This is a genomic window from Flavitalea flava (genome assembly GCF_054461575.1).
Map to the genome: position 1 here is coordinate 482,914 of NZ_JBTLQH010000001.1, position 26,315 is coordinate 509,228.

The 26,315-nt window shown below is 45.5% G+C and carries 14 protein-coding genes; 10 read left to right on the plus strand and 4 right to left on the minus strand.

All coding sequences use genetic code 11. From position 1 onward, the window contains the following. Positions 1 to 132: 132 nt before the first annotated feature. Positions 133 to 1,155 carry an MBL fold metallo-hydrolase gene (locus ACX0G9_RS01735; RefSeq protein ID WP_459063115.1) on the plus strand — a complete coding sequence of 341 codons (1,023 nt, stop codon included), beginning with the start codon at positions 133 to 135 and terminating at the stop codon, positions 1,153 to 1,155. Positions 1,156 to 1,162: 7 nt separating this feature from the next. Here the strand turns inward: ACX0G9_RS01735 and ACX0G9_RS01740 are convergent, their stop codons facing one another. Beyond that, positions 1,163 to 2,080 carry a haloalkane dehalogenase gene (locus tag ACX0G9_RS01740; RefSeq protein ID WP_459063116.1) on the minus strand — a complete coding sequence of 306 codons (918 nt, stop codon included), beginning with the start codon at positions 2,078 to 2,080 and terminating at the stop codon, positions 1,163 to 1,165. Positions 2,081 to 2,381: 301 nt separating this feature from the next. After that, positions 2,382 to 2,999 (minus strand): LuxR C-terminal-related transcriptional regulator, encoded by a 618-nt coding sequence (locus ACX0G9_RS01745; protein WP_459063117.1) that lies wholly within the window; start codon positions 2,997 to 2,999, stop codon positions 2,382 to 2,384. A 410-nt stretch (positions 3,000 to 3,409) separates the two neighbouring features. Here ACX0G9_RS01745 and ACX0G9_RS01750 point away from each other — a divergent pair, with 410 nt between their 5' ends. The 4 genes from ACX0G9_RS01750 to ACX0G9_RS01765 all read left to right on the plus strand — a co-directional run bounded on the left by ACX0G9_RS01750 (position 3,410) and on the right by ACX0G9_RS01765 (position 13,780). Continuing rightward, complete coding sequence (locus ACX0G9_RS01750) at positions 3,410 to 4,600, plus strand: glycoside hydrolase family 130 protein (RefSeq protein WP_459063118.1); 1,191 nt, start codon at positions 3,410 to 3,412, stop codon at positions 4,598 to 4,600. A 352-nt stretch (positions 4,601 to 4,952) separates the two neighbouring features. After that, positions 4,953 to 8,207 (plus strand): SusC/RagA family TonB-linked outer membrane protein, encoded by a 3,255-nt coding sequence (locus ACX0G9_RS01755; protein WP_459063119.1) that lies wholly within the window; start codon positions 4,953 to 4,955, stop codon positions 8,205 to 8,207. A gap of 30 nt (positions 8,208 to 8,237) precedes the next feature. Next, a complete protein-coding gene (locus ACX0G9_RS01760) occupies positions 8,238 to 9,863 on the plus strand; it encodes a RagB/SusD family nutrient uptake outer membrane protein (RefSeq protein ID WP_459063120.1) in 1,626 nt (541 codons plus the stop codon). A 272-nt stretch (positions 9,864 to 10,135) separates the two neighbouring features. Next, on the plus strand, positions 10,136 to 13,780 hold the full coding sequence (locus ACX0G9_RS01765; protein ID WP_459063121.1) for a VCBS repeat-containing protein: 3,645 nt from the start codon (positions 10,136 to 10,138) through the stop codon (positions 13,778 to 13,780). Positions 13,781 to 14,324: 544 nt separating this feature from the next. Here ACX0G9_RS01765 and ACX0G9_RS01770 read toward each other — a convergent pair. Next, entirely contained in the window at positions 14,325 to 15,596 is a 1,272-nt protein-coding gene (locus ACX0G9_RS01770) for a multiheme c-type cytochrome (RefSeq protein WP_459063122.1), read from the minus strand. A 125-nt stretch (positions 15,597 to 15,721) separates the two neighbouring features. Here ACX0G9_RS01770 and ACX0G9_RS01775 point away from each other — a divergent pair, with 125 nt between their 5' ends. From ACX0G9_RS01775 to ACX0G9_RS01795, 5 genes are all read left to right on the plus strand, one after another. Next, on the plus strand, positions 15,722 to 16,312 hold the full coding sequence (locus ACX0G9_RS01775) for an RNA polymerase sigma factor (protein WP_459063123.1): 591 nt from the start codon (positions 15,722 to 15,724) through the stop codon (positions 16,310 to 16,312). Between the two features lie 60 nt (positions 16,313 to 16,372). Next, complete coding sequence (locus ACX0G9_RS01780) at positions 16,373 to 17,563, plus strand: FecR family protein (RefSeq protein WP_459063124.1); 1,191 nt, start codon at positions 16,373 to 16,375, stop codon at positions 17,561 to 17,563. A gap of 171 nt (positions 17,564 to 17,734) precedes the next feature. Then, positions 17,735 to 21,433, plus strand: coding sequence for a SusC/RagA family TonB-linked outer membrane protein (locus ACX0G9_RS01785; protein ID WP_459063125.1), 3,699 nt, complete (start codon positions 17,735 to 17,737; stop codon positions 21,431 to 21,433). A gap of 35 nt (positions 21,434 to 21,468) precedes the next feature. Beyond that, entirely contained in the window at positions 21,469 to 23,181 is a 1,713-nt protein-coding gene (locus ACX0G9_RS01790; protein WP_459063126.1) for a SusD/RagB family nutrient-binding outer membrane lipoprotein, read from the plus strand. 231 nt (positions 23,182 to 23,412) lie between these two features. Further along, positions 23,413 to 24,618 (plus strand): monooxygenase, encoded by a 1,206-nt coding sequence (locus ACX0G9_RS01795; protein ID WP_459063127.1) that lies wholly within the window; start codon positions 23,413 to 23,415, stop codon positions 24,616 to 24,618. A gap of 20 nt (positions 24,619 to 24,638) precedes the next feature. On the opposite strand, the gene ACX0G9_RS01800 is transcribed toward ACX0G9_RS01795, so the two are convergent. Next, the gene (locus ACX0G9_RS01800; protein ID WP_459063128.1) at positions 24,639 to 26,243 is read right to left on the minus strand and encodes a Na+/H+ antiporter; all 1,605 of its coding nucleotides are present in this window, start codon (positions 26,241 to 26,243) and stop codon (positions 24,639 to 24,641) included. Between the last annotated feature and the right edge of the window lie 72 nt (positions 26,244 to 26,315).

The window sequence follows — 26,315 nt, forward strand, 5'->3', positions numbered from 1 at the left end:
TTTTTTTACAAGCTTCCATTTATCAATTGTTTGATAGCCAGCATTAGTATCATTTTGGTAACCAGGTACCTAATTAGTACATACTTGTTTGGGGAAGGCAAGGACGATACCTTTGTGGCAAATTTGACAAACATGGAAAGACGGGCATTGTTGATAGATATTTTTTTATTGGGTCTTGGAGCTTCTCTTCCTTATAAGAAGCTTTTGGCAAATGCGCCACTCAGGGACCTGGAGTATAAAAATGACGGACCGGCTGCATTTGAACGCCCGTTTCATCATTTTACATTAGGGGATTTGGAAATGACGGTCGTTACGGACGGATCGATCCGGGAGAGTCCGGTACAGCCGGACTTCGCACCCGGTATCCCATCCGCATCGGTCGACAGCCTGCTGGCAGAAAGTTTCCGGTCCACCAGGGAAATAAACCTGGCGGTAAACATTCTGGTCATACGAAAGGACAAACGAACGATCCTGGTAGACACAGGTTGCGGTACCGGTTTCGGTATGGATTTTGGAAGTTCCTGCGGCTGGCTTCCCGGATCATTGACAGCGGCAGGAATTCAACCGGAGCAGGTTACCGACATAATCATCACACACGCACATCCCGATCATATCGGGGGACTTTTCCACCGCGATGGTAGCCCGGTCTTTCCCCAGGCGCAGGTCTATATATCCGCCATCGAACATCAATTCTGGCTTTCTGAGAACCCTGATTTTTCCAAAAGCCAGCTGAATCATACCGATTTATTGAAGCTGGTACTCTCATCGACCCATAAGACCCTACTGGCCTTAAAACCAAACTTGCATTTTTTCGAAGATCAGGCCGAACTTTTCGGTTGCATACGTCTCCAAAAGGCTGCGGGGCATACTCCCGGGCACACATTGGTCCATGTTTATTCCGGAGGGGATGAACTGGTTCACATAGCCGATTTGCTGCATTCCGACGTTTTGCAATTCCCTCATCCCGAATGGGGATATGCCGGGGATACCGATATGACCCTTGCCGCCTCCACCAGGGCTCAGGTCCTTTCCGTCCTTTCGGAAAACAAAACAAAGGTTTTCGCTTATCATCTTCCCTGGCCTGGGATCGGCCATGTGCGTAAAAAAGGCGCTGGCCGGGAATGGGTGGCCGAGGTGTACCCCGTCCCGGGTTGATCCTTTGTTATTTCAAACTTCCTGTAGGGTTAAGACCCTGGATCCATACGGAAATGGCTGTTCCAATCTCGTCCGGTGAATCTTCCTGCAAATTATGATGACCTTTTACCTTTATATGGATCTGGTTAGGCCATGTTCTGCAAAAAAGTTTATCCTTTTCTGAGAGGGTCCCGGGGCTGCCCTCGATAAATAATTTGGGAATGGTACTATGGGAAAGAAAGTCTCCATAGGCATTGACTATTTTTTCTATGTTTGCCGGCTGGCCTTCGATCGGTAACTGCCGGGCCCAGCTTAACATCGCTCTCCGTCCTTCCCCCGTCTCCTGGAAAGGGCGCCGGTATTCATCCATTTCTTCCTTCGATAATTGGCGGAGAACTGTTTTGGGTAAATTGCCTTCTATAAAGGAATTCTGCTGCAACACCATTTCTTCCCCTTTTTCAGAGCGTAGATTTTTGAATATCGTTTGCGCCGTTGGAGAGATTTCTGCCCAGGTACGGGGTTTTAGGATGGCTTCCATATATACGATCCCTCTGACGGCACCGGGATGCCGGCGTGCCCAGTCAAATGCCAGCGCGGAGCCCCAATCATGTACAACAAACAGGATGTTCTTATTGATCTGTAAAGATTCCAGCAGGGCTTCCAGATATTTTTGATTTTCACTAAAGTTATTAGAGGCGCTGTCCGGGAATTTATCCGAATCTCCCATACCCATCAGGTCGGGAGCGATACAACGTCCAAAATCCTGGACATAGGGAATAATATTACGCCATATATAGGAAGAGGTGGGATTTCCATGTAAAAAAACGATCGGTTCACCTTTGCCTTCTTCGGTATAGGCCATTTTAAGTCCATGTATCGTCTGAAATTTTTTCTCCATTTTTTTTTCATTTTTTGAATTTGTTAAAGATTGATCGGATACTTTCATTTTACCGTTTTTTATTAAGCAAAATTCAGTTTATCCGGGCCCGGGGAATTGTAAAAAATCATTGATTTTTGAATTTGAGGAAAATAGAGCGCACAAAAAAGCCCCCGTTTTCCAGAGAAAACAGGGGCTCAAAATAATCTGTCTTTATCCTTTTTTTGAAACACACACATTATACAATTTAACCTTTTGAAAAAAAAGTGATAAAAAGTATAAAGAAATAAAGAAGACCTTTGACGATTTACGGAAGGCCCTTTATTTCTGGCTGTTATTTTTTTAAACCAATCCAATTGACATTCAAAATTTATTTGAAATTATATAAGTTGGCCAGGTCGCTTAAATTTCTCCAATTCATTGTTTGGGTCTTATTGAAGATCTCTCGTTTGTGGGTGGAAATGGTTGTTATTTTTAAATTTAATGTCCTGGCGATCTCATTGGATCCGCAGCCTTTGAGCACATAATGTAATACCTCCAATTCCCGGGGAGATAAGCTGGAAAATGGATTGCTTCGGTGGTCCTTCTGGGAATTGGCCGGAGCGGGATGCTCATTGTGAAGAAACTGGCAAAGTAATTTAAGGACATCCTCTTCCGGAAGCTCCTTGGAAACATAAAAATCTATATTATACTGTTTCAGGGCTTTTTCATAAATGACTGCGGGTTGCATGGAAAAAACAAGGATTTGCAGCCTGGGATAAAGACTTCGGATATTAGGCAGAATTTCCAGTGAACATCCATCCGAAAGATTTATATCCAGGATCAAATGCGTAAATATCTTTTTTTGGAGTTCCTTCATTAATTGGTTACAACTTGGAACACCGCACATTTCCAGGTTAGTACATCCTAAATGGAATTCCAAAGTAAGTCTCATCGCCTTTCGCATCATAGGATGATCATCCGCCATGATAATTACCGGTGGTTGCATAGGTCTGTTTGTTTGTATTTAATCATGTGACCTCGGTTAGTATATTTTAAGAACACTTCTATTTTTGGAACACTTCTATTTTTGGAACCTTCTATTTTAAGAACACTTCAGTCGGAATAAAGTACTAGTTCAGCATGGTGTTTTTCTCAAAATAATTCGCAGGTTCTACCCTACTGGTTATTTAAATGGTCGGTAAATAAATGATAAATAGACGATAAGTATATGATAAATAGGCTATTGCGTTATTTTTGTCCTGTTTTTGAGACTTTTGCTCCGCCAACTCTCCCTCTGGTCCGTTGGTCGGTATTTGCCTATAATTAATTAAAATAATATTATAATATGCAAGCACTATTTACCAATTTCATCCTACTGGGTTCCACCCGGTTTTGGCTTACCTAAATTGCTCCTGTATGGGTAAATATTTTTCTGACCGGCTTGAAAATTTAAACGAACAACACGCCCATCTTTTACAGCGCAGGAACGAACCTTTGCCGGAGAGCAACGGTGTCTACGTGCGTTACCGCTATCCGATTGTTTCTGCACAGCACACGCCATTGTTCTGGCGTTATGACCTGGATAAAGAAAGAAATCCTTTCCTTATCGAACGGTTCGGCATCAATGCGGCATTTAATGCGGGTGCCATAAAATGGAAGGATAAATATTTATTGATCGTCCGGGTGGAAGGTACCGACCGGAAATCTTTTTTTGCTATTTGTGAGAGCCCCAATGGGGTAGATGATTTCCGGTTCTGGGATTATCCGGTTCAGATACCCGAAACCGATGTGCCCGACACCAATATCTACGATATGCGTATCGTGCTTCATGAGGACGGATGGTTATACGGCCTGTTCTGTACGGAGCGAAAAGACCCGGCTGCAAAGGTGGGAGATGAAACGGCCGCTGTCGCGCAATGTGGAATTGTCCGTACCCGGGATTTAGTCGAATGGGAGCGGTTGCCCGATCTGGTAACCCCCTCGCCCCAGCAACGCAATGTGGTTCTCCATCCGGAATGGGTAAATGGCCAGTATGCCTTTTATACCCGCCCGCAGGACAGTTTTATCGGAGCCGGCAGCGTTGGGGGAATAGGATTTGGATTATCCCCTTCCATCGACCCGGCTGTCATCGAAAAGGAATGGATCATCGATGAAAGGATCTATCATACCGTCAATGAACTCAAGAATGGTTTAGGGCCTTCTCCGCTTAAAACCGGATATGGATGGTTGCACCTGGCCCATGGGGTACGTAATACAGCAGCCGGGATGCGGTACGTACTCTACCTTTTTATGACGGATCTGAAAGACCTTACCCGGGTAACTCATAAACCTGGAGGGTATTTTCTTGCTCCCGAGGGGGAAGAGCGGATCGGTGATGTATCCAATGTCGTATTCAGTAATGGCTGGATAGCAGATGAGGACGGATCTGTCTATATATATTATGCCTCATCCGATTCCCGGATACATGTGGCTGTTTCAACAATCGACCGGCTTTTGGACTATGTATTAAACAATCCTGCCGATGGCCTTAGTTCGGCTCAATCCCTGAATACGCTTGTTTCTATTATCCGGAAAAATAAAAACAACGAAACATTAGCTTTTAATTAAAACCTTTTCAGGTCATTCCCTTAATGTCAATACGACACTTTTATAAGTGCGGGAGGAATTTGATGCCTGATTATTAATAGATGTGACTTGTGCAGAGTAATATCTGATAAAAAAGTATTAGGAAGAGGCTGTATACATGCACTAATTTTATCCTAACTAAACTTGCTTGCTTATGAGAGTCGTTTCTGTCTCTGCGTTCAATCCGAATATTAGCCGGTACACCCCCTGTACGTTCCCTGTTCATTTATTCATTGCCGAAAAAAAATCAGTCATCTGATCTTTTTCCTGATTGCAGGAGAAGTCATCCGGAAAATAAACGTCTACGCATTTAAATAAAAATAAACCCAATAAAATGAATAAAGTAATAAGGTCTGGTTTGAGAGCCGTTAATAGAATGTTGGTCTTAGTCCTTCTATTAACAGGGGCTGTGCATATTACCGCTCTGGCACAAAGCGGCAAGGTCACTGGTAAAGTGCAGGCAGAGGATGGAACTCCTCTCCAGGGTGTGACGGTAAGTATAAAAGGGAACAAAGGTGGAACTGTTACCTCATCTGACGGATCTTATTCTATAACCGTTCCTGCCAATGCCACCCTGCGTTTCAGTACCGTAGGGTATGCGACTCAGGAGCTTGCCGTTAGCGATCGGGCTACTGTGGACTTGAAATTGGTACGCAATAATAAAGCGCTCGATGAAGTCGTGGTGATCGGTTATGGTACGACAAAACGTAAAGACCTGACCGGGGCCATCAGCAGCGTAACGGCCGATCAGATCGCAAAAGTTCCGGTAACTACCCTGGATCAGGCGCTTCAGGGAAGAGCTCCGGGTGTGCAGGTGACCAATAACGATGGTGCTCCGGGGGGCGGCGTACAGGTCCAGATAAGGGGGGTCGGTAGTTTCGGATCGAACGACCCTTTATATGTAGTGGATGGTTACCCGGTAACGGGTGGTATCAATACACTTAATCCCAGCGATATTGCTTCGATAGATATCCTTAAAGATGCATCTGCCACCGCCATTTACGGTAACAGGGCATCTAATGGCGTGGTGATCATTACTACCAAAAGGGGAAAAAGAGGGGGCGTTCAGGTATCAGTAGATGCCTCAACGTCTGTTCAGACAAGACCCAAAATCTATAAAGTATTAAATGCCCAGCAATTCGGGGCGCTTGCATTTAAGCAGGCTGCCATTGATGGATATACCGCCCTGCCTAACTGGGCGAATGCAGATACCTTACACGAAGCCGACTGGCAACAGGCCATTTTTCAAACAGGTCTCAGGCAAAGTTATAATGTAGCCATTCGCGGTGGCAGTGATAAACTGGTAACCGCTTTTTCTGCCGGTTATTTCGATCAGAAGGGTATCGTATTGGGATCGAGTTTTAAAAGAGCCAATTTAAGCGCTAACCTGGATTATACGCCTACGACATGGCTCAAATCCCAATCTAGTTTTAAATATAGCCGGGGAGATACGAAACTTCCCTTTGCCACCGGTGGTCAGGGAGCAACTGCGGGGATAGGTTATTTAAGCAAATTACCGCCAACGCTGGACGGAGGCAACCTGCGTACCAGCCTTATCCAGGACGGGAATGGCAATTACGGCTACTTTAACCCGAATAACCAGGCCGTCAGGAACTGGGGCAACGGGCCGGCTTATTCTATCGGAACACAGGATCAGAAAAATCTGACCAATTTTTTTCTGGGATCTACTTCTTTAGAGGTAACGATTCTTCCCGGGCTCAGAGTGAAGACAAATATCGGGATCAACACCAACGATTATTCGGGATACTATTTTACCCCTTCCGATACCCGCGCCCTTGCCCAATATGGAGCGGGGACCCAGACAACCCTGAATTTCTATTCTCAATCAGCTAATAATACTTTCGAATGGCTTTGGGAGAACACCATTGCCTATACCAAGACCTTCGGAGATCATACCATCGATCTTTTAGGTGGTTACTCTGCACAGGATAATACTTTCCGGCAGATCGGCGCTCAGGGGAACAACCTGGTGAGCGATGTATTAAGGGATCTGCGGGATCTTCCCGCCATAACAAAGATTTATGGCGACCAGGTGACCAATACCCTTGTCTCCCAATTCGGCAGGTTGGCCTACAATTATAAAGGAAAGTACTTTGTTACCGGTACGGTTCGAAGGGATGGATCATCCCGTTTTGGCCAGGACCATCAATATGGTGTTTTCCCTTCCGGGTCCATTGCCTGGAAAGCCAAAGAAGAATCTTTTTTGAAAAATGTTAACTTCTTATCCGATCTGAAATTCAGGGCTGGTTATGGCCAGGTAGGCAGCCAGATCAATGCAGGAAATTTTAAATTCTTATCCCAGTATACGTCCGGTCCGGGCGCCGGAGACGGTGGGAACAATGGTTACCCTTTTAATAAAGTGTATCAACCCGGTCTGGTGTTACAGGCCTTGCCTAACCCCAATCTGAAATGGGAGACTTCCGACCAGACGGATATAGGCATGGACGCAGCATTTTTAAATGGCAGCCTGACTCTGACCGTCGATTATTATAAAAAGAAATCCAGGGATTTCTTATTGGATATCCCCGTATCCTATCAGTCCGGATTTACACATGCCCAAAGGAATGTGGGCAGTGTCTCAAACAGCGGAGTGGAATTTGCGATAGCCTATGCACATTCCTCCGGGGCCTTTCATTATAATATCGGGTTTAATTTGACAACAGTCAATAACAAACTGTTAAGCCTGGCCGATGGCGTGACCTCTGTACCCAATCTGGCAGATCTCGGCTTTTCCCAAACCGGCAGCAATAACTGGGGACAGTATAGCCAGTCGAACGTAGGTGGCCCTATCGGAGAATTTTATGGGTACAAATCCGCCGGAATCTTCCAAAACCAAAAAGAGATCGATGCCCTGAATGCCATAAGTCAGGCCAAATATGGTGCCGGCAACAATTATCAGCCTACAAATGGCCCTGGTAAAAGTGCTATTCCCGGTGACCGTAAGTTTGTCGATGTTAACAAAGATGGCCGGATTACCGCAGACGACCAGGTCGCCTTGGGGAGCCCGCTTCCCAAATTTTTTGGGGGGGTGACTTTCGATGGTTCCTATAAGGCTTGGGATTTTAGTCTATTCTTTTATGGCACTTACGGAAACAAGATCTTCAATTACCAGGAAAGAACCCTGGAAAGTTTTGGAAGTTCTACAGGATCCGTGGGGATTGAAAATATCGGCAAGAAGTATTACGATAACGCTTGGACTTCGGCAAATGGGTCTAACCGGTATGCGCTCATAACAGCGAATGAATTTAATGCCAATACCCGTCCATCCGATGTGTATGTGGAAAATGGCAGTTATATACGTCTGCGGAATCTGACTTTAGGTTATACCTTGCCTTTGAAAATATCCACAGGAGCTTCTCCGCTTAAGATCAGGGTTTATTTTACGGGACAGAATCTTTTCACGATTACCAAATACAGCGGGCTTGATCCGGAGATAGGATTACCGCAGGGGACGGACGTAAATGATAAAAATAATACCACCTATCGTAATGTAACGGCTTCCGGAATAGATGTAGGCACTTATCCTTCGTCAAAATTCTATACGTTCGGATTAAATGTGACGTTTTAATTAAATACAAGAAGTCCTAAAAAAAGAGATATGAAAAGTAAAAAAAATATTTATATAATTGTCCTGGTCTTTCTGGTGTTTGGCCTCGCCTGTTCAAAAAATTTCCTGAATCAAAAAAATACAGCAGCAGTCAGTGAATCGTCCCTTTTCCATACCCCACAGGATGGGATAAGCCTGGTGAATGCCATTTATGATGGTTTTCAGCACGACAATCAGAGCTTTGTCCTAAAAGCACTTTGGTACAATGCGAATTACACATCCCAGGATTTTTTCAACTGGGGAGCGGATGTGTCTTATAATACTTACCTGTTCCCGGTAGATTTCGGATCGCTTAAAGCCTATTGGCAGCTTTCTTACCAGGGGATCGGAAGGGCCAATGCTGCTATACCGATTATTGCCAAAATGCACACCGACGGCGTAATAACCGATTCTCTGGCTAATTTTTTAACGGGTCAGACTTATTTTTTACGTGGTGTCTATTACTATTACCTGGCCTCTACGTTTGGTGGTGTTCCGTTGGAGTTGAAGGTTGTGACCAACGGCCTCCATCCGAAGAGCAGCCAGGATTCCGTATTTATGCAGGTGGTGTCCGATATGACTATTGCTGCAGGTTTATTACCCTGGCCGGAAAATCTGGCGGCAGCTGACCTGGGAAGGGCGACAAAAGGCGCAGCATTGGGTTATCTGGGTAATGCGCAGATGTGGCTGAAAAAATATTCGGATGCGGCGGCAACCTACAAACAAATTCTTCCGCATTACTCGCTGATCCCAAAATTCATGGACATTCATGAATATAATCACCAGAATAATTCCGAATCGATCTTTGAACTGCAGTTTGCCCTCCCCGGAGGATCCACACCGGATTGGAGCTATAACAACAACGAGGTGACCTGGATGTCCTCCTTTATGTGGCCCTGGGAAACGTCGAACTTTGGGTATACCTATGCCAATAAATTATTGTACACTTCATTTGAGCCCGGTGATACCCGCAAGGCGGCAACGGTGATCGGACCCGATGATACGATCGCCAGTCCCGGGATTGTTGCCATTGGAGGGATCAAGGCCTATGCGCAGGTGATTTCCGGATTTAACGGTAAGCTTTCCCTGCCCGCCTCCCATTTTACCGGTACCGACGGGAAAATAATGAATACCTGCGGTAAAACAGGGGATCTGTGGACGGGTGATCAGCCCGGTCAGCCACGGTCCGGGTATTATGGAATGAAATTCTGGCGTGATCCGAATGTCAGTGGTAATACTGCCAGTGCTGCCGATAAGAAGAATCATATTTTCGGGGATCAGAATGTAACCATGTTGCGATTGGGAGAAATCTATCTCAGCCTGGCAGAGGCGCAATCCAAGAGTGGCGATCAGCCGGGTGCGGATGCCTCCCTGGCCGTCATCAGGAACAGGGCTTTCGGCGGAGCGGCACCTCCCTCTCCGTTTGGACCCGATTTTATGCAAATCATGTTGAATGAATACCGGCACGAGCTGTCAGGAGATATGTCCTTATGGTACAATCTCCGCAGAACAGATCTGCATATCGCCTATATTCAAAATACATTTGGGGTTGCTATACCGGCAGGTCATGACCTGCTGCCTATTCCACAGTCGGCCATTGCACTTAACCCGTCATTAAAACAGAACCCTAACTATTGATACAAAAGCGGTGCTATTCTTTTAAAGGTGTCGCACCGCTTTTGTATCATCTATGCGTTGCTGAACAGCCATCTTTGCGTCGCGGAACAGCCATCATGGCGAACCCTGATGCAACAGAGTTGACTTAATAGTTGTTTAATGCAATTGAAATAAATTTTTTGAAATGAAGGCTTTGTATACAAGGCCTTCATTTCCCTTTTTAGAGTTACCTTGCATTTGGCTGTTCTGAACCTGGAAGTGCAACACGTACCGAAAAAAATAAAAACGAACGGATGAAAGTATCTTTCTATAGCCGCGACCCTCTCTTCAATCTCCTTTCTTTCCTGTTGCCGGTATGTTTTTTAGTCGCATGCAAAGGTTCACCTCCCCGCACTTTATTCGAGAAGATCTCTTCTTCTCATTCCGGTATCACCTTTAATAACAAGATCACGGAGAACGATTCGGTCAATCCGCTGGATGTGGTGAATGTCTATAATGGAGGAGGGGTCGGTATCGGGGATTTTAACAACGATGGGTTATCCGATATTTATTTCGGCGGAAATATGGTTCCCGGCCGGCTATATCTGAACAGGGGCGATTTTAAATTTGAAGATATCACTGAAAAGGCCGGTGTCGAAGGATTGGGCAGATGGGAGAGAGGGATATCGGTCATCGACATCAATAATGACGGGCTGATGGATATCTATATTTGTAATACCATCCTGAAAGATCCGCTGCAACGCCGGAATATATTATATATCAACCAGGGGTTGGATAAAGAAGGCATTCCGCATTTTAAGGACATGGCCACTGCTTACGGATTGGATATCAATGTACAGTCCACGATGGCCAGCTTTTTTGATTATGATAACGACGGGGATTTGGATATGTACCTGACCGTCAATGAAGCTTCTAACGGAACGAATCCCTCCGTATTTTTGCAGCGCAATAATAAAAATGGAAACCCCAGCTTCGGAAGGTTGTACCGTAACGATTGGGACAGTCTGTCGGGGCATTCTTTGTTTAAGGATGTTTCGAAGGAGGCGGGTATAAAATATGATGGTTACGGTCATGCGGCAACTATTTGTGATATCAACCACGACGGATGGAAGGATATTTATATTTCTGACGACTTCGTATCGAGCAATATCCTTTACATCAATAATCATGACGGCACCTTTACCAATAAACTAAAAGAGTACTTCAAACATACGTCCTACAATTCGATGGGGCAGGATATCGTGGATATTAATAATGACGGCCTTCCGGATGTGATAGAACTGGATATGAATCCCGAGGATAATTACCGGAAAAAAATGATGCTGGCTTCCAATAGTTATCTCACGTATCAGAACTTCGATTTCTATGGTTACCATTATCAGTATGTGCGCAATACCCTGCAGCTAAATCAGGGATCACGGATCGGGGAGAATGACTCCATCGGGGATCCCATTTTCAGCGAGATAGCTTTTATGAGTGGTGTGGCGCAGACAGATTGGAGCTGGAGTCCTTTAGTGGCTGATTTTGATAATGACGGATACCGCGATATAGTTGTTACGAACGGATTTCCCCGTGACGTGTCCGATCACGATTTTATGACCTACCGTGACCAGGCAAAAGGGGTTACCGCAAAAAGCGAGATCCTGAAACGGATACCAAAAGTAAAATTGCATAACTATGGCTTTAGAAATAAGGGAGATCTGACCTTCAGCGATGAAACGGCGGCCTGGGGATTAACGGTGCCGACTTTTTCCAATGGGGTTGCTTATGCTGATTTTGACAATGACGGAGCGATGGATATGGTGATCAACAATATCAATGACGAGGCTTTGCTTTACCGGAATACCTCGCTGGAAAAGGAAGCCTCACGGGAAAGAAATACCTCACTGGAAAAGGATACATTGCGTACCCATTTCCTGAAGATAAAATTCAAAGGCGATCAACGAAATACAAATGGGATCGGTGCCCTGGCCAATATTTATTATGATCATGACAAACAGCAGGCTTATGAGAATAATCCTTACAGGGGGTATTTGTCTTCTATGGAAGGGATAGCACATTTTGGCCTGAACCGGACTTCGCTTGTGGATTCAGTAGTAATTAAATGGTACAATGGCAAACAACAGACCTTAAAAGATATAAAGGCGGATCAGGTAATCTCCGTCAGTCTGGCTGATGCGAAAGAGGATTATTCAGTGAAGGGTCCTGTCATTGCGGCTAATGCCCTTTTCAAAGAAGTAACCCAGGCATTGGGGATCACGTACCGGCATCATGATTATGACTTTATCGATTTCGACGTTCAGCATTTGTTGCCGCACAAACTATCGGAATATTGTCCAGCCGTCGCCGCAGGCGATCTGGACGGCAATGGGACGGATGATCTGATTATTGGGGGTAATGGTGTCTATGGTACACGTGTATTGCTCCAACAGAAGGATGGTCATTTCCTGGAAAAGGAATTTTTGCCGGGTTCGGAATTTAAACCCAATACCACCAAGGATGAAGGAATATTGCTTTTTGATGCGAACGGAGATGGCCGGACGGATGTGTATATTGCCAGTGGCGGATATGAGTTAAAGGGGGGCAGTCAGAATTACCTGGACAGGTTGTATATCAACGAGGGCCATGGAAATTTTACCAGGGACTCCCTGGCATTGCCGGTTAATTTTACCAGTAAGTTCTGTGTACGGGCAATGGATTTTAACAAGGACGGGAAACCGGATCTATTCGTATCCGGTCGTATGGAACCCTGGAAATATCCCAAACCCGTGAGCTGCTTTTTCTTCCGCAACGACTCCGAAAAAGGGAAGGTCAGATTTACCGATATAACTGAGGAGTTGGCACCGGAACTAAAAAATATCGGAATGATCTGCGATGCCCTGTTCACCGATTTTGACGGCGATGGCCAGACCGATCTGATCGTTGTCGGAGAATGGATGGCCGTAACCTTTTTTAAAAATCTAAACGGAAAATTCAAAAATGTAACCTCCGCTTCGGGGATAGCCGGTCAGACAGGCTGGTGGAATTCTATTATTGCCGGCGATTTCCGGCATACCGGCCGGACGGATTATATAGTCGGTAATACCGGATTGAACACCTTATATAAAGCAAGCGAACAATATCCGGTGTACATAACGGCCAAAGATTTTGATAATACCGGTGGTTATATCGGCATAACCTCCTTGTTCCTGCCGGATCAGCATGGCGTGAAAAAAGAATTTCCTGCGCAGGGGAGGGACGATATTGCCCGGCAGTTGCCTGTGTTGAAAAAGAGGTTCGATACGTACAAACCATTTGCCCTGGCCACCATGAACGATTTATTGACACCGGAACAAGAACAAGGGGCAATACGTTTAAAAGCCACTATGCTGCAATCCTGTTTTTTACGTAATGATGGTGGTGGGAAATTTACCATGATCCCTTTGCCGAATGAAGCCCAGGTCTCGGTGATCAACGGAATGGTAGTGGATGACTTTGACGGTGATGGAAACCTGGATGTTTTGATCAATGGAAATGATTATGGAACGGAAGTGGGGATTGGTCGGTATGATGCCCTCAATGGTCTTTTATTAAAAGGTGATGGAGCAGGTGGTTTCCATCCGCAATCCATCCTTCAAAGCGGGATCTGTATCCCCGGCAATGGGAAGGCCCTGGTAAAATTAAGGGGAGCCTCGGGCAATTACCTGGTGGCTGGCAGCCAGAACAAAGAAGCGCTGAAAGTATATACGCTGAACAAACAAAGAAGGACCATAGCTGCCGGGCAGGAAGATGTCAGTGCCCTGATCCGTATGAAGGACGGAAAGAGCCGGAAAGAAGAATTTTATTATGGCGCCTCCTTTCTGTCCCAATCCGCCCGTTTCATCTTAGTGGACGATAATATGGTTAGCGTGATGATCACGGATAGTAAGGGGAAGACTCGGGAAGTAAAGATGCGGTAATTTGTACCTTATGCCTTCTCTATAAGATTTTCTGTTGGTTATGGGCTTTGATGCTTTTGACAGGGATATGCTAAAATTTGACTGGGCCTTCGGTCTCAACACTGTTGAGGCCTCGCCCGTAACCTTCGCTATGCTCGGTTATCTCATCAACAAATGAATGGCCCAGCATAGATAAAATCGTTCGCCCAAACCAATATGAGCAGTTGAATCCGCTCGAACACAACTGAGCGAAGCGAAAGTTGCGGGCGAGTAGAAGCGAGGAACGATGCTTCGACGAAGCTCTTCATTTCCTCCGTTCATTTTATGATAGTCAAAGCTTTTTCTTCACTTCTTCAAGTTCAGGCGTAAAGTTATTTCTTTAAAAAAGCTGAAATCTTGCGCAGGGTTATGGCAGGGGTGGGTATAAAAATTTGACATTTTTTTCGAGTAGTCACTGAAGTCGATAATGGCTCGGATGATAATAGTACAATGCTCGGCTATTGCCTTAGATGATGAGAAAAATCAGTCAAATTTTTATACCCACCCCTGCCAGGCTAAGCAAAAATCAAAAAGCCGTCTTGTGCATCCCGTTTTTCAACTTCTCCAAAAATGCCTTCGTCTGCTGCGGATAGATGGCGATATGATGCGTCCGCACGAGATTGGAAATGGATTGACTGGGGTTGGATCGATTGGCGAGGGTAAGGACGATCTTTTGGGAAGAAAGAGAAGGCATATGGCAATCGATACAGTTATTGGCAAGTACAGGACCAGGAACGTCCTTTAAGGTGCAGGTATTATGAGCGGCTTCGGTGTGGCAGTTCATACATCGTTGGGAGAATAATTGGGGATTGCCTGCTTCATTGGCATGAGGGTTGTGACAGGTGGAACAATCCATCTTCGATTGCAGGAAACAGCGGCTGGAAGTTAGCAGACCATATTGATTGCCATGGACATCCAGGGTGGATACACTGTCAGGACTGTATTTGGCGGAGGAAAATTTATCCAGTGTATCCCCTGCTCTGAAACTGAATGCAGGTCGCAGGCGGTATCTTGATCCGGAATGACAAAGGCCACAGGCATCCAGCCTTTGCTGCCTGGTTAGAAGATGGGTATTGATAATATATCTGCCCGTCTTTTCCCCGGGATTGGCTTTGTGAAAAGCCACATGTTCCGCTCCCGGTCCATGACATTTCTCACAATCGATCCCATACAGGATCTTGTTTTTGTCAAAGGAGTTCTCGTAGTCCGACATGCTTGACTGGGCTATCCGCACATAGGTGCTATGGCATTCCATGCAATATGAAGGCACCCGTCTGTCAAAAAATGGCTTGTTAATAGGGTACCCCGGGCTGTTGCACCAACTGTCTTCCGGAGTAAAATACGAAACAGGCAATTGAAATAGTTCCCTACCGTTCCAATACAAATAGGTTTGTCCTTTGCGGCCCGAACCGATCACCATGTCAAAGGGCTCCCGTTGGCTCTTTTTTCCTGATTTAAAGGAGGTTTGAAAAAAACGTTCATTTTCTTTTTCCATCAAGACTTCCGTCCCATCCGTGTATACTACCCGGTTCCGTCCACTGTCCATACTTCCCCGGATATATTCCCTGGATGCAACCCTGGAATCCCGGTAATGGGCGGTCCCGATATGGGTCTTATAAATTTCCTCGTGACAGGATTTGCAGGCGGCGGATCCGGAAAACTCCTTTCCATTAGTATCCGTAATGGCGGCCTTTTTTCCGGGATCATTTAGCGAAGTACAGGTCAGGTTACCTAAATAAAGGAGGACTGATAAGATCAGGAATGCGTATTGATATTTCTTTATTTTTCTTACCGGCATGGCCATCGCCGACAAATCTATAGGTATTGAGCCTGATTTAATGATACTATTTTAGCAAAATATCTTTATCCACTCTTGCCGGGAATGCAGGATTTTTTATACCTTGGTATAAGTTGAACCAAAACATGGATCTCTCTCTACAAAATGACCTTGGGCTGCTTATGCTGATGAAGCAAGGAGATGTGGCTGCATTTACCGAGTTATACAACAGGCATTGGAAGCCTTTATATATAGCTGCCAGGAATGTTCTCCGCACTCCTGAAGGCGCCAAGGATATCGTGCAGGAGGTATTTACCAGTCTTTGGCAGAACAAGGCCCATCTGGACATTCAGCATCCCAGGGCCTATTTACAACAAGCTGTTCGTTTCCAGGTGTTTAAAGCTATCCGTTCCGGTAAGACCAGTGCTGATTTCCACCGCCGCCTGGCCATGGCATCCAATGAAATTATAATCGAGAATCATTTGCTGTTCAAAGAATTGCAGCATTTAGTCGCAGATTTGATCCAATCCCTGCCGGAGGACTGCCGTCAGGCCTTTCTGTTAAGTCGTGATCAGAATCTTTCCTACAACCAGATCGCCCAACAGCTCAATATATCCGTCAAAACCGTGGAGAAAAAGATGTCCCGGTCGCTAAAATACCTTCGGGTAAATCTGGGCAAATCTGCTATTTTCTTTTTCTTCCCCCTCCTGTTAAGCTGGCTGCAACGGATTTTTTAAATATTTTTCTTTTTTCGTAGGGTAAGGCATCTTTTCGGGTACTATAATAAATATAACCTCATGAGGAAAGAAGATTTTATAAGGATTATTGACAAATATTTGTCCGGAACTGCTACTCCGGAAGAACGCTTATTATTGGAGGAATACTATTCTCACCTTTCCTCCCAGGAAAAGAAACTACCCCAACAGGAAGACCTGAATAAGATAAAGGAAGAATTGCTGGAAAGGATTATTCCTTCGGTGCAGCCCTTGCACCAGGACCGGTCCCCGGAAATTCCTCTTATAAGAATAGCTGGTAGACGCTTGCGGTGGATAGCCGCAGCCTCTCTTTTGGTCGTTGTTTGTATTACCGGGTATCTCAAGCTGCATGTTAGGGCAGAAGTGCCAGCGGATCTGGCACTCCAATCCCCTTCACCCCTTAAAGATATCTCGCCGGGAACGAATAAAGCCGTGCTGACACTGGCAAATGGGGAACAGATTGTTTTGGACACTGCTAAAGGCGGGGCGATCACCAAACAAGGGGATATCCGAATAATTAAACACGAGGGGGGACTGCTTACTTATAAAGGAGGAGATAGTAGGGAAGGAACTGAGGCATCCGCCAGTACGACAGCAATCACGTACAATACGCTTACTACTCCGCGTGGAGGCCAGTATAAGGTCACTTTATCGGATGGGACCAGGGTATGGCTGAACGCCGCCTCTTCCTTGCATTATCCCACTGCTTTTGCGGGCAGGGAAAGGAGCGTGGACGTTACGGGTGAGGCCTATTTTGAAGTAGAAAAAAATCCAACGATGCCTTTTATCGTCAGGGTGAACGGCGCGGAAGTGCGCGTACTGGGCACCCAATTTAATATAATGGCTTATGGAGAGGAGGGGGAAGTAAATACTACCTTAGTAGAAGGGGGGGTAAAGATCAGCAAAGGCAACAACTCGGAAACGCTGAAGCCAGGACAGCAAGCCAGGTTTACTCCAGGCGGCGTGCTCACTCTTGTCGACGATGTGGATGTCGAGGATATCATTGCCTGGAAGAATAATCTATTTTCTTTTAACGATGCTGACATTCAAACGGTTATGCGGCAAATAGCAAGATGGTACAATATAGAGGTAAAATACGAGGGAAAGGTTACGCAACATTTCAATGGAAATATATCGCGAACGGTAAACGTATCAAAGGTCTTTTCCATGCTGGAGTTGACGGGAAGTGTACATTTTAAGATCGGGGACAAACAGGTCATGGTGAATCCCTAAAAGAATAAAGATGAAAAACTAAGATAAAAATCGTGGTGAGTCTAAAAAAGCCGGATTCCGGAGCGAACGGAATCCGGTGAAAGGTGTCTGAATTTTCAGCCACCCCATTTTAGGTTAACCTGTAAGGCAATCTGGTAACTGCTTATTTTTTAACCCAAACACAGCAAAAGTATGAAATTTTCCTTTTGTAAGGACCGCTATGGGGCGGAATTACTTGCCAAAACTACACAGGTTATGAAATTAACCATCCCATTATTACTTCTAGCCTGTTTACAGGTAAATGCAAAAAAGGGATACACGCAAAAAGTAACCCTAAATGAACGAAACGCCTCCTTAGAAAAAATATTCCGGGAAATCCGGAAACAGACGGATTACCTGTTCCTCTACACAAAAGAGGGGGTGCAAAACGCAAAAAAAGTAAATATTGAAACCAAGGGAGCTTCTATCGAGGAGGTCTTAGCGCTTTGTTTCAAAGATCAGCCCCTGGTGTATAGCATCGTGGAAAAAACGGTGATCATCAAACAACGGGAAACCGCAAAGAATGAAATATTAGCTCCCCCGATAATTATAATTGGAATGGTCACTGATTCTTTAGGCAGACCGCTGCCGGGTGTTACCATAATTGTAAGAAACACCAGAATACAAGGTCTCACCGATGTAGAAGGAAAATTTAAACTTTCCGTACCCTCCTCCAACTCGATACTTCTTTTTACCAGTATAGGTTATATATCGAAAGAAATGGCGGCCGGTACGGCTGGCTTTTTGACGGTCACCCTATTCAATAATCCCAGGGAACTAAATGAAGTGGTGATCACCGGGTTTGGTGAAAGCCGGAACAAAAGATCACTGGGTTATTCCGTTACACAGATCACGGGGGATGAGATTCGCAAAACAGCGCAGATAAATCCCATTAACGCGCTACAGGGAATGGTTACCGGCCTGCAGGTGCAGCCGGGCGTAGCAGGGGCGGCTTCTTCTCCAAAATTGTTACTCAGGGGGGCCAATTCGTTACTCACCTATAAAAATACCCCACTGATCGTAGTAGACGGGATGATCCTGGACGAACAATCCGTAGGGCATAATGAGGGGGCCAATACGGATTTTGGAAACATCCTGAAAGACCTGAATCCTGACGATATAGAATCCATCAGTGTATTAAAAGGGGGCGCCGTAACCGCCTTGTATGGCAGCCGGGCTAATAATGGAGTGCTTCTTATAAAAACAAAAAAAGGATCGGCCCAGAAAGGAATCGGGGTCTCCTTATCTCAGAACCTGTTATTCGATAAGGCCTACAAAACGACCGATTTCCAGAATGTATACGGAGCAGGTTTGTTTGCAACCGATTGGAGTACAGGTCCGCAGGGTCAGTTAATGATCAATCAATCGGATAACGGTATCAGCTATGGACCGGCAATGACGGGGCAGCTCTTTCTGGATAATACGGGTCTGACGAGGAAAAATGATCCAAGACCCAACGATCTCCTGGACTTGTATCGGACAGGCCAGACTTCCAATACGAATCTTGCCCTGTCCGGAGGTAATGAGACGAGCACTTTCCGTATGTCTTATTCCAGGCTGGGTTCCAATACTGTCTTGCCCAATAATAAATTTGACCGGAATAGCTTTACGCTACGGGGCACCCACCGTATAGGGAAAATATTGTTGTTGGATGGAAATGCAAGCTATGTTCATTCTTATAACCTGAATCCTGCCCAACAGGGAGGGAGCAGCCCTATGTATCAGTTTGGGTATAGTGGCGCCCGAAATTGGGATGCGAAATATTGGTCGACCCATTATATAGATCCTGTTAACGGAGGCCCAACCCTTTATGCTGCAGATGGAACGAACATCTCGCAGACCATCTTTTACCCCTTGTATGAAAATAAAGCCTTCCAATCAGAAAATAACTTACGGGCAGGTGTCGATGTGACGGCCAATATTCTTCCCTGGCTGGTCTTCCAGGGTAATGCCAGCCTGAACCTTTACGATAGAACCAACGAGAAAGATGAAAGGGGCCAGGATCCCGGATTCGGCAATCCAAAATATTCAGGATCATTCCATAATTTATTACAGGCCCGATACAGAGGCGACCTTGGATTTATCAAAAGGATCTACGATTTTAATACAGCTCTCCATGTGGGAGGGGAAGTATTCACCTCAGGGCAGTCGGCAGCCACATATAATACCAATGGCGGCGTTTTGCCGGATGTATACAGGCTCTCAAATTCCAGGTCTCCTGCTTCTGTCTCTAGTAATAATCCTGATGAAAAACCGAATAAATCCCGGCTTAGTTCGGCCTACTTCCAGGCCAGCGTCGACTATAGAAGTTTTTTATATCTTAATCTATACGGCAGGAATGACTGGAATTCTTCCCTGGTCTACAACGATGGACATGGGAAGTACTCTTATTTTTACGGGGGCGCCGATGTGGCCTGGGTGTTCACCGAGTCGTTCCAGCATTTACCAAAGTTTGTTAACTATGGAAAACTGAGACTGTCTTATGCACAGACAGGTAATGGCACGGACTCCTATACTGCGAATACCGGAAGTTACGGGGCAGGTAGCGTATACACTCCTTATTCAGGAAGTTCGGTCAATCAATACTCTTATTCCTCCCAGACCCTGGGCAACCAGTCGCTGGTCCCGGAACAGGGGTCCAAGATAGAAGCCGGTCTTGATTTCAAGTTATTTCATAACCGACTCGGGGCCGATATCGCCGTATACACACAGGATACAAAGCATCAAATCATTCAATTCACGGTACCAAGTACTTCCGGTGTAAATAAGGCCTTGCTGAATGGGGGCTTAGTACGTAACCGGGGTATTGAACTGTCGGTATACGGCACGCCCCTACAAACCAGGGATTTTTCCTGGTTCAGCCGGTTTAATTATACCCATAACCGTAATACGGTGCTTGACCTCCCTTTCGGAACTGATAATGTGGGATTAAACGGAGAAGACGGGATACGGACCATCGCCACCAAGGGTGGTGAATATGGATTGTTGGTTGCCTCTTACGGATATGCTCGTTACCAGGCAAAAGATGGCAGTGGTAATAATACGGCCAGCCCTCTTAACGGACAACATGTGCTGGGCATGGGCGGAAATGGCACACAGGCTTTTTATGTCAGGGCAGGGAGTTACGGGTCCGATCCGGCTTCCCGTGAACCTGTGCTTGGTTCCATTCAACCCAAATTCCTGGGGAGCTGGAACAATACCTTCACGTATAAAGGCTTCTCTCTGGGGATATTTATCGATGCCCGGTTCGGCGGTCTCGAATATTCTACCACCGAGTTCTATGGCAAGCAGAGCGGGAATATAAAAAGTTCCTTGTTTGGCAGAGATGCTGCACATGGCGGGCTGACCTTTACGCCGACGAATGCCAATTCGCAATACCTGGGTTTCCCCTTGGGAACAGATCCCAGGAATGATGGTATTGCTTTAAACGGGATATTCCAGGCTGGTTCGATCAGCGTTGGTACGGATGGTGCTAACCATGACGTATCGGGTATGACTTTTTCTCAGGCTTATAAACAAGGTTATGTTACCCCGGTTAATGCCGCAGATTATTATGTCAAGACCTATAGCTGGAGCAGAGGGATCCGTGAAGCAGGCGTATTCACGAATTCATGGGTTTCCTTAAGGCAAGTGACCTTTGGATACGATCTCCCTTCCTCCTTAACCAGGAAAATAAAATTGAACAATTTAAGAGTTTCTTTAGTGGGCAGGAATTTGGTATACCTGTACAATAGCGCACCGGATCATATCAATCCCGAGAACCAGAATGACACAGGCGCCGGTAACGCCTTTGAGGAAGGGGGCGTGCCTTATGTGCGGAGCTATGGGTTCACCCTGAATACCAACTTTTAATTATCCCAAACAATTTTACCATTAAAAAAAGAATTATGTATACGGTAATAAATTTTAAGTACAGGTATGCTTTTTTTGGATTATTGCTAATGACCATTTTTTCGTGTAAAAAGACAGATTTTGCCAAATTGAATACCGACCCGGACGCAGTATTGACCATTGATCCGAAAACGGAACTTACGCCAGGCGAACTGTCCATCCATAATAATGATTTCGAGGTATTCTATGATTTTATCAGGAATATAAAACCCTGGACCCAGCAATATGTTTTCACCACGGGCAATACGGCAACTTTTCAAACTTCCGGCGGCAATATCAATAACCGGTGGGGCAATTTTTATGGCGGTGTTGGGTATAACCTGGCAGATGTGCTTCATATTATCGATAATATGCCTGATGACAAGAGGGCTCAAAATCAATTTTTAAGAGCTATTACTACGATCCCATTCGCCTACTATGCTTTTTTTGTATCCGATGCCAATGGGAGTATGCCTTATACGCAGGCATTTAAGGCCAGATATACCATTCCGCCCTTGCTCACCCCGGTATATGATCCCCAGGAAGCTTTGTTCGATACATTAGATACTCAGCTAAAAGCTGCAGTAGCCGTATTGGAATCTTCTCCGGGAGTAACACAGGTCAGCCCGCTTAATAACGATGTTTATTTTCAGGGAGATATTAATCATTGGATCAAGGCGGCCAATAGCCTTCGGTTAAAGATGGCGATGAGGCTGATGAAAAGGAATCCTTCCAAATTGACCTCCATAGCCAATGAGGTATTAAACGACAAGGTAGGCCTGATCGCTTCCATAGCGGATGATTGGATACTCTATGCCGGAACTACCACAGATAAGATTGGGAATGGCGGTAATTCCAACCCGGTTGGCCAGGGCAATTATTCCGGGGCATTTAATACGGTCAATTTTATGTGGAATACGATGGATCCCCGTACCCGCATCTTTTATCAGAAGAGTGGTATCAGTTCCCAGGCCATATTCGATTCGGCTAAAGCCCAGGGAGCGCTCCCTGCTTCGCTGACCTGGGACGGACATGTATACAGAGGGCAATATGCGTCCCCTGCGGCCTCACAGGACCCCTCCAAGAATTATTATTTCAATCAACTTAAATTTAGTTTCAACGGGCAACCTCAAACCGTCACCTATCCCTCCGTCATCCAGCCCAGGTTGACGTATGCGGCCTATTCATCCGGAAACGGCAACAATGTATTCCCGGTGATCACTTATGCGGATGTCTGTTTGATGCGTGCAGAATTAGTAGCAAGAGGACTTAGCAGCGATCCCCTTACCGCGGACCAATTGTATTACAGTGGGATCACCGCCTCCATTACCAATTACGATAATTGGGGCAAGATCACACAATTGGCTGATTATTCTCCTTTGGACCCTGCGGAGATCTCCACTTACCTGGCGCAGCCCGGCGTAGTCTATGATCCTGCAAACGCATTGGAGCAAATTTGCGTACAGCAATACCTGAACTTTTATATTAATGCCAACGAGACCTGGGCCTTGATCAAAAGGACCGGTTATCCGAACGCATCGGGTGTTATCATGCCCCTGGAAGATGTCAGTACCTTTGGCGCCATGCCCCGCAGGTATTTGGTATCCTATCCGTCTATCGGTGATCTGAATTACACTAATGCAACCAAAGCGATCGACGACATGCGGAAAGATGCGAGTTTCGGTGATCCTTCAGATATGACCGGAAGGGTTTGGTGGGATATGCCATAGGGATCCTGCCATCCGTGAATACGGTGATTTATGAATAAAAACTTCCATTTGGGGTTGTGTAAAAGAGTTGTTTTTTGCCAACCCCAAATGGCTTTTTAAAAAGCTGCCATTCAGATGCAAAAAAATCAACGTTCAATCCTTGTGGTTATTTTGTCTTTTCTGGGATTTTCGGCGCTTAACGGTCAACAGTTAACTTATAAGGAAGTTGAACCGATTTTTTTAAATAAATGCGTGGCTTGCCATAGAGCCGGTGATGCCGCTCCGTTTTCGTTGACCAGCTATGAGGATATTACGAAAAGATCATCCTTTATTAAAGAGGTGATTACCAAAGGATATATGCCTCCCTGGAGAGCCGATAACCACTACAGGGATTTCGCGAATACACGTTTTCTTTCGGAAGAGGAGAAAAAGATCATTCTGCAATGGATTTCCGATAAAACGCCCAGGGGGAATTATAAGGAACCAACAGGGAATAAAAGTGCTTTGGTAAAATTGACTACCTATAATCGCAAACCGGATCTTACTTTAAAAATAGATGCTGCCTTTTTCGTAAAAGGAGATAATGTGGAGAAGTTTATCGATTTTAAAGTACCATTTGAGTTTGCCCAAACCCAAAATATTGAGGCGATTGAATTTTACACTACTAATAAAAAGATCATTCATCATATCAACTACGGGTTCTATGAAGTGGCAGACACCTCGCTGGCTATTTACGGAGGGCGAAGCCTGATCAATTCTGAAGATGTTGACAGGACCAAACCGGATCCTTATAAACCGTTAAAAAAGAAGATGGTCTATTATACCGGTTGGATACCCGGAACTTCTTTTGAAAATTATCCAAAAGGGTTTGGGTGGGCCCTCCCCAAGCGAGGGGTATTAATTTTAACAGCGCATTATTCGGCAATAGCCGCGGATGAACGATCGATCGTAGGTGTCAACTTGTTCTTCCGGAAGGATTCGATCAAAAGGCCTATTGAAATTATCAGTTTGGGTTCGGGCGGAGTAGCGGAGAACGATATCACTCCTCCTTTATTCATTCCCGCCAAACGGGTCAGTACTTTTCATTTGAAAGTAAAAACACAGGAGGAACAATCCTTATTGTGCGTCTGGCCGCATATGCATCTGTTGGGTAGTGAGTATTATGCTTACGCCGTAACGCCGGCGGGAGACACGGTCAACCTGGTGCATATTCCCCATTGGGATTTCCGTTGGCAGGAATTGTATAAATTTAAAAAACTGATCAGGATACCAAAGGGGTCAGTAATAAATATGGACTGCACCTATGACAATACCATCGATAACCCTTTTAATCCCAACAATCCGCCAAGGGGAGTATTTTCGCTGGGTGATATGAGTTCGACCAATGAAATGATGACCTTATTGCTGATTTATACCACCTACCGGGATGGAGATGAAAACCTGAATCTGGAGGAATAATGATTGGATCCCGGGAGGGATTATCCGTTATACATTTCCATGGTTAGTCTGGTCTCTTCCAGATCGAGTTCTCTTTCGATCTTGCGTAATATTTCTTCGTTGGTCCCGCCTTTACGATGCATCTCTTCCAGGGAAGCTCTTTCCCGGTTGATCATATCGATCTGCAATTTCGAGAACTCATTGAATATATTCCCCGAGAGAGTTTTTCCCTTTCCAAAATAATTGGAAGGCAGATCGGTTTTTTGCAAACGGTTATATTTTACCTCATATTTACTTTTAATATTGTCCAAAAGATCGTCCTGCATCAGGGAAAGATTTTCTTCAATATAAGTTATGGCAAAGGTGACCACTCTTGTCCTGATCTCGTATTCTTCTGCATTTACCGAGTATCGTTCAATTTTTAATTTACGAATGACCCAGGGCAGTGTAAGGCCAAGCAGGACAAGTGTTGACAGGATGACGCAGAATACGAGATAGATCACGAGATTACGATGTGGAAAAGCCGTGATTCCATCCGGCATGGTAAGCGGTAACGCCAGTGCGGCAGCCATGGACACCACCCCTCGCATACCGGCCCAGCCGAAGACGATAAGATTACGGCCGTCGAAAGTTTCCTTTTTTCGTATCCGTTTGCTGAGGAAGCGGGGCAAGAGGGCTGCAGGGACTACCCAGATAAATCTTACGAGGATTACTACAAGACTGATCACAAATCCCCAAAGGAATAGAGAACGGGTGGAATAGGTACTTATGCCCTGCATCACGCTGCGTAATTGCAGACCGATCAGAATAAAGATCAGGCCGTTTAAAACATAGATAACCACCTGCCATACGGAGACGGCCATAATCCGGCTTTGATGCGTCAGAATTTGTCCGGACCGGAAGGAAAGATACAAACCCGTGGTAACGACGGCCAGGACACCGGAGAAATGAAAATGTTCGGCGAGCAGATAAGAGGCAAATGGGGTAAGTAATGTGAAAGTTGCTTCTATGATAGGGTCACAAACAAAATTCTTATGTACGAGATACATGATATATCCGATGGCCAGTCCAATGGCTATACCTCCGCTGGCTACCAATAGAAAATCCAGGCTTGCCTGCCAAAGGATAAAATTACCGGCAGTGATGGCGGTGAGCGCATATTTGTAGGCTATAAGTCCGCTGGCATCATTGACCAGGCTTTCTCCTTCGAGTATAGTGAGCAGTCTCGGGTGCAGCCCCAGACCCTTCGTCACAGAAGAGGCCGCCGCAATATCCGGAGGTGAAACAATGGCTCCAATCAGAAACGCCAAAGGCCAGCTGATATCGGCAATCAGGGAATGGGCGGCAATGGCGACGGCTATCGTGGTAAATAAGACCAGTCCGATCGCGGCCAGACTGATTGACCGGAAGGCTCCTTTGAACTCGTGCCAGTCCGTATTCCAGGCAGCGCCATACAAAAGTGGAGGCAGGAACAGAATGAATACCACATCGGGACTAAGGGCGATTACCGGCAAGCCGGGTATGATACTGATAATCACCCCGCAGATGACCAGGGCGATGGGGAAGGGGAACTTGAACCGGTTGCTTAGGATCCCCAGAAAAGCGACCCCGAATAATAACATGATAATGACCGTAATATTTTCCATACTGTGCTGGTAAAAATAGGAAAATTATCCCGGGGAAGTTTTTATCTTGGTAATGGATCTTCTTCTTGAAAA

Excerpts from the sequence above, each read along its gene's own strand:
- ACX0G9_RS01735 (WP_459063115.1), top strand. The coding sequence starts at position 133 with ATGGAAAGACGGGCATTGTTGATAGATATTTTTTTATTGGGTCTTGGA.
- ACX0G9_RS01740 (WP_459063116.1), bottom strand. The coding sequence starts at position 2,080 with ATGAAAGTATCCGATCAATCTTTAACAAATTCAAAAAATGAAAAAAAA.
- ACX0G9_RS01745 (WP_459063117.1), bottom strand. The coding sequence starts at position 2,999 with ATGCAACCACCGGTAATTATCATGGCGGATGATCATCCTATGATGCGA.
- ACX0G9_RS01750 (WP_459063118.1), top strand. The coding sequence starts at position 3,410 with ATGGGTAAATATTTTTCTGACCGGCTTGAAAATTTAAACGAACAACAC.
- ACX0G9_RS01755 (WP_459063119.1), top strand. The coding sequence starts at position 4,953 with ATGAATAAAGTAATAAGGTCTGGTTTGAGAGCCGTTAATAGAATGTTG.
- ACX0G9_RS01760 (WP_459063120.1), top strand. The coding sequence starts at position 8,238 with ATGAAAAGTAAAAAAAATATTTATATAATTGTCCTGGTCTTTCTGGTG.
- ACX0G9_RS01765 (WP_459063121.1), top strand. The coding sequence starts at position 10,136 with ATGAAAGTATCTTTCTATAGCCGCGACCCTCTCTTCAATCTCCTTTCT.
- ACX0G9_RS01770 (WP_459063122.1), bottom strand. The coding sequence starts at position 15,596 with ATGCCGGTAAGAAAAATAAAGAAATATCAATACGCATTCCTGATCTTA.
- ACX0G9_RS01775 (WP_459063123.1), top strand. The coding sequence starts at position 15,722 with ATGGATCTCTCTCTACAAAATGACCTTGGGCTGCTTATGCTGATGAAG.
- ACX0G9_RS01780 (WP_459063124.1), top strand. The coding sequence starts at position 16,373 with ATGAGGAAAGAAGATTTTATAAGGATTATTGACAAATATTTGTCCGGA.
- ACX0G9_RS01785 (WP_459063125.1), top strand. The coding sequence starts at position 17,735 with ATGAAATTTTCCTTTTGTAAGGACCGCTATGGGGCGGAATTACTTGCC.
- ACX0G9_RS01790 (WP_459063126.1), top strand. The coding sequence starts at position 21,469 with ATGTATACGGTAATAAATTTTAAGTACAGGTATGCTTTTTTTGGATTA.
- ACX0G9_RS01800 (WP_459063128.1), bottom strand. The coding sequence starts at position 26,243 with ATGGAAAATATTACGGTCATTATCATGTTATTATTCGGGGTCGCTTTT.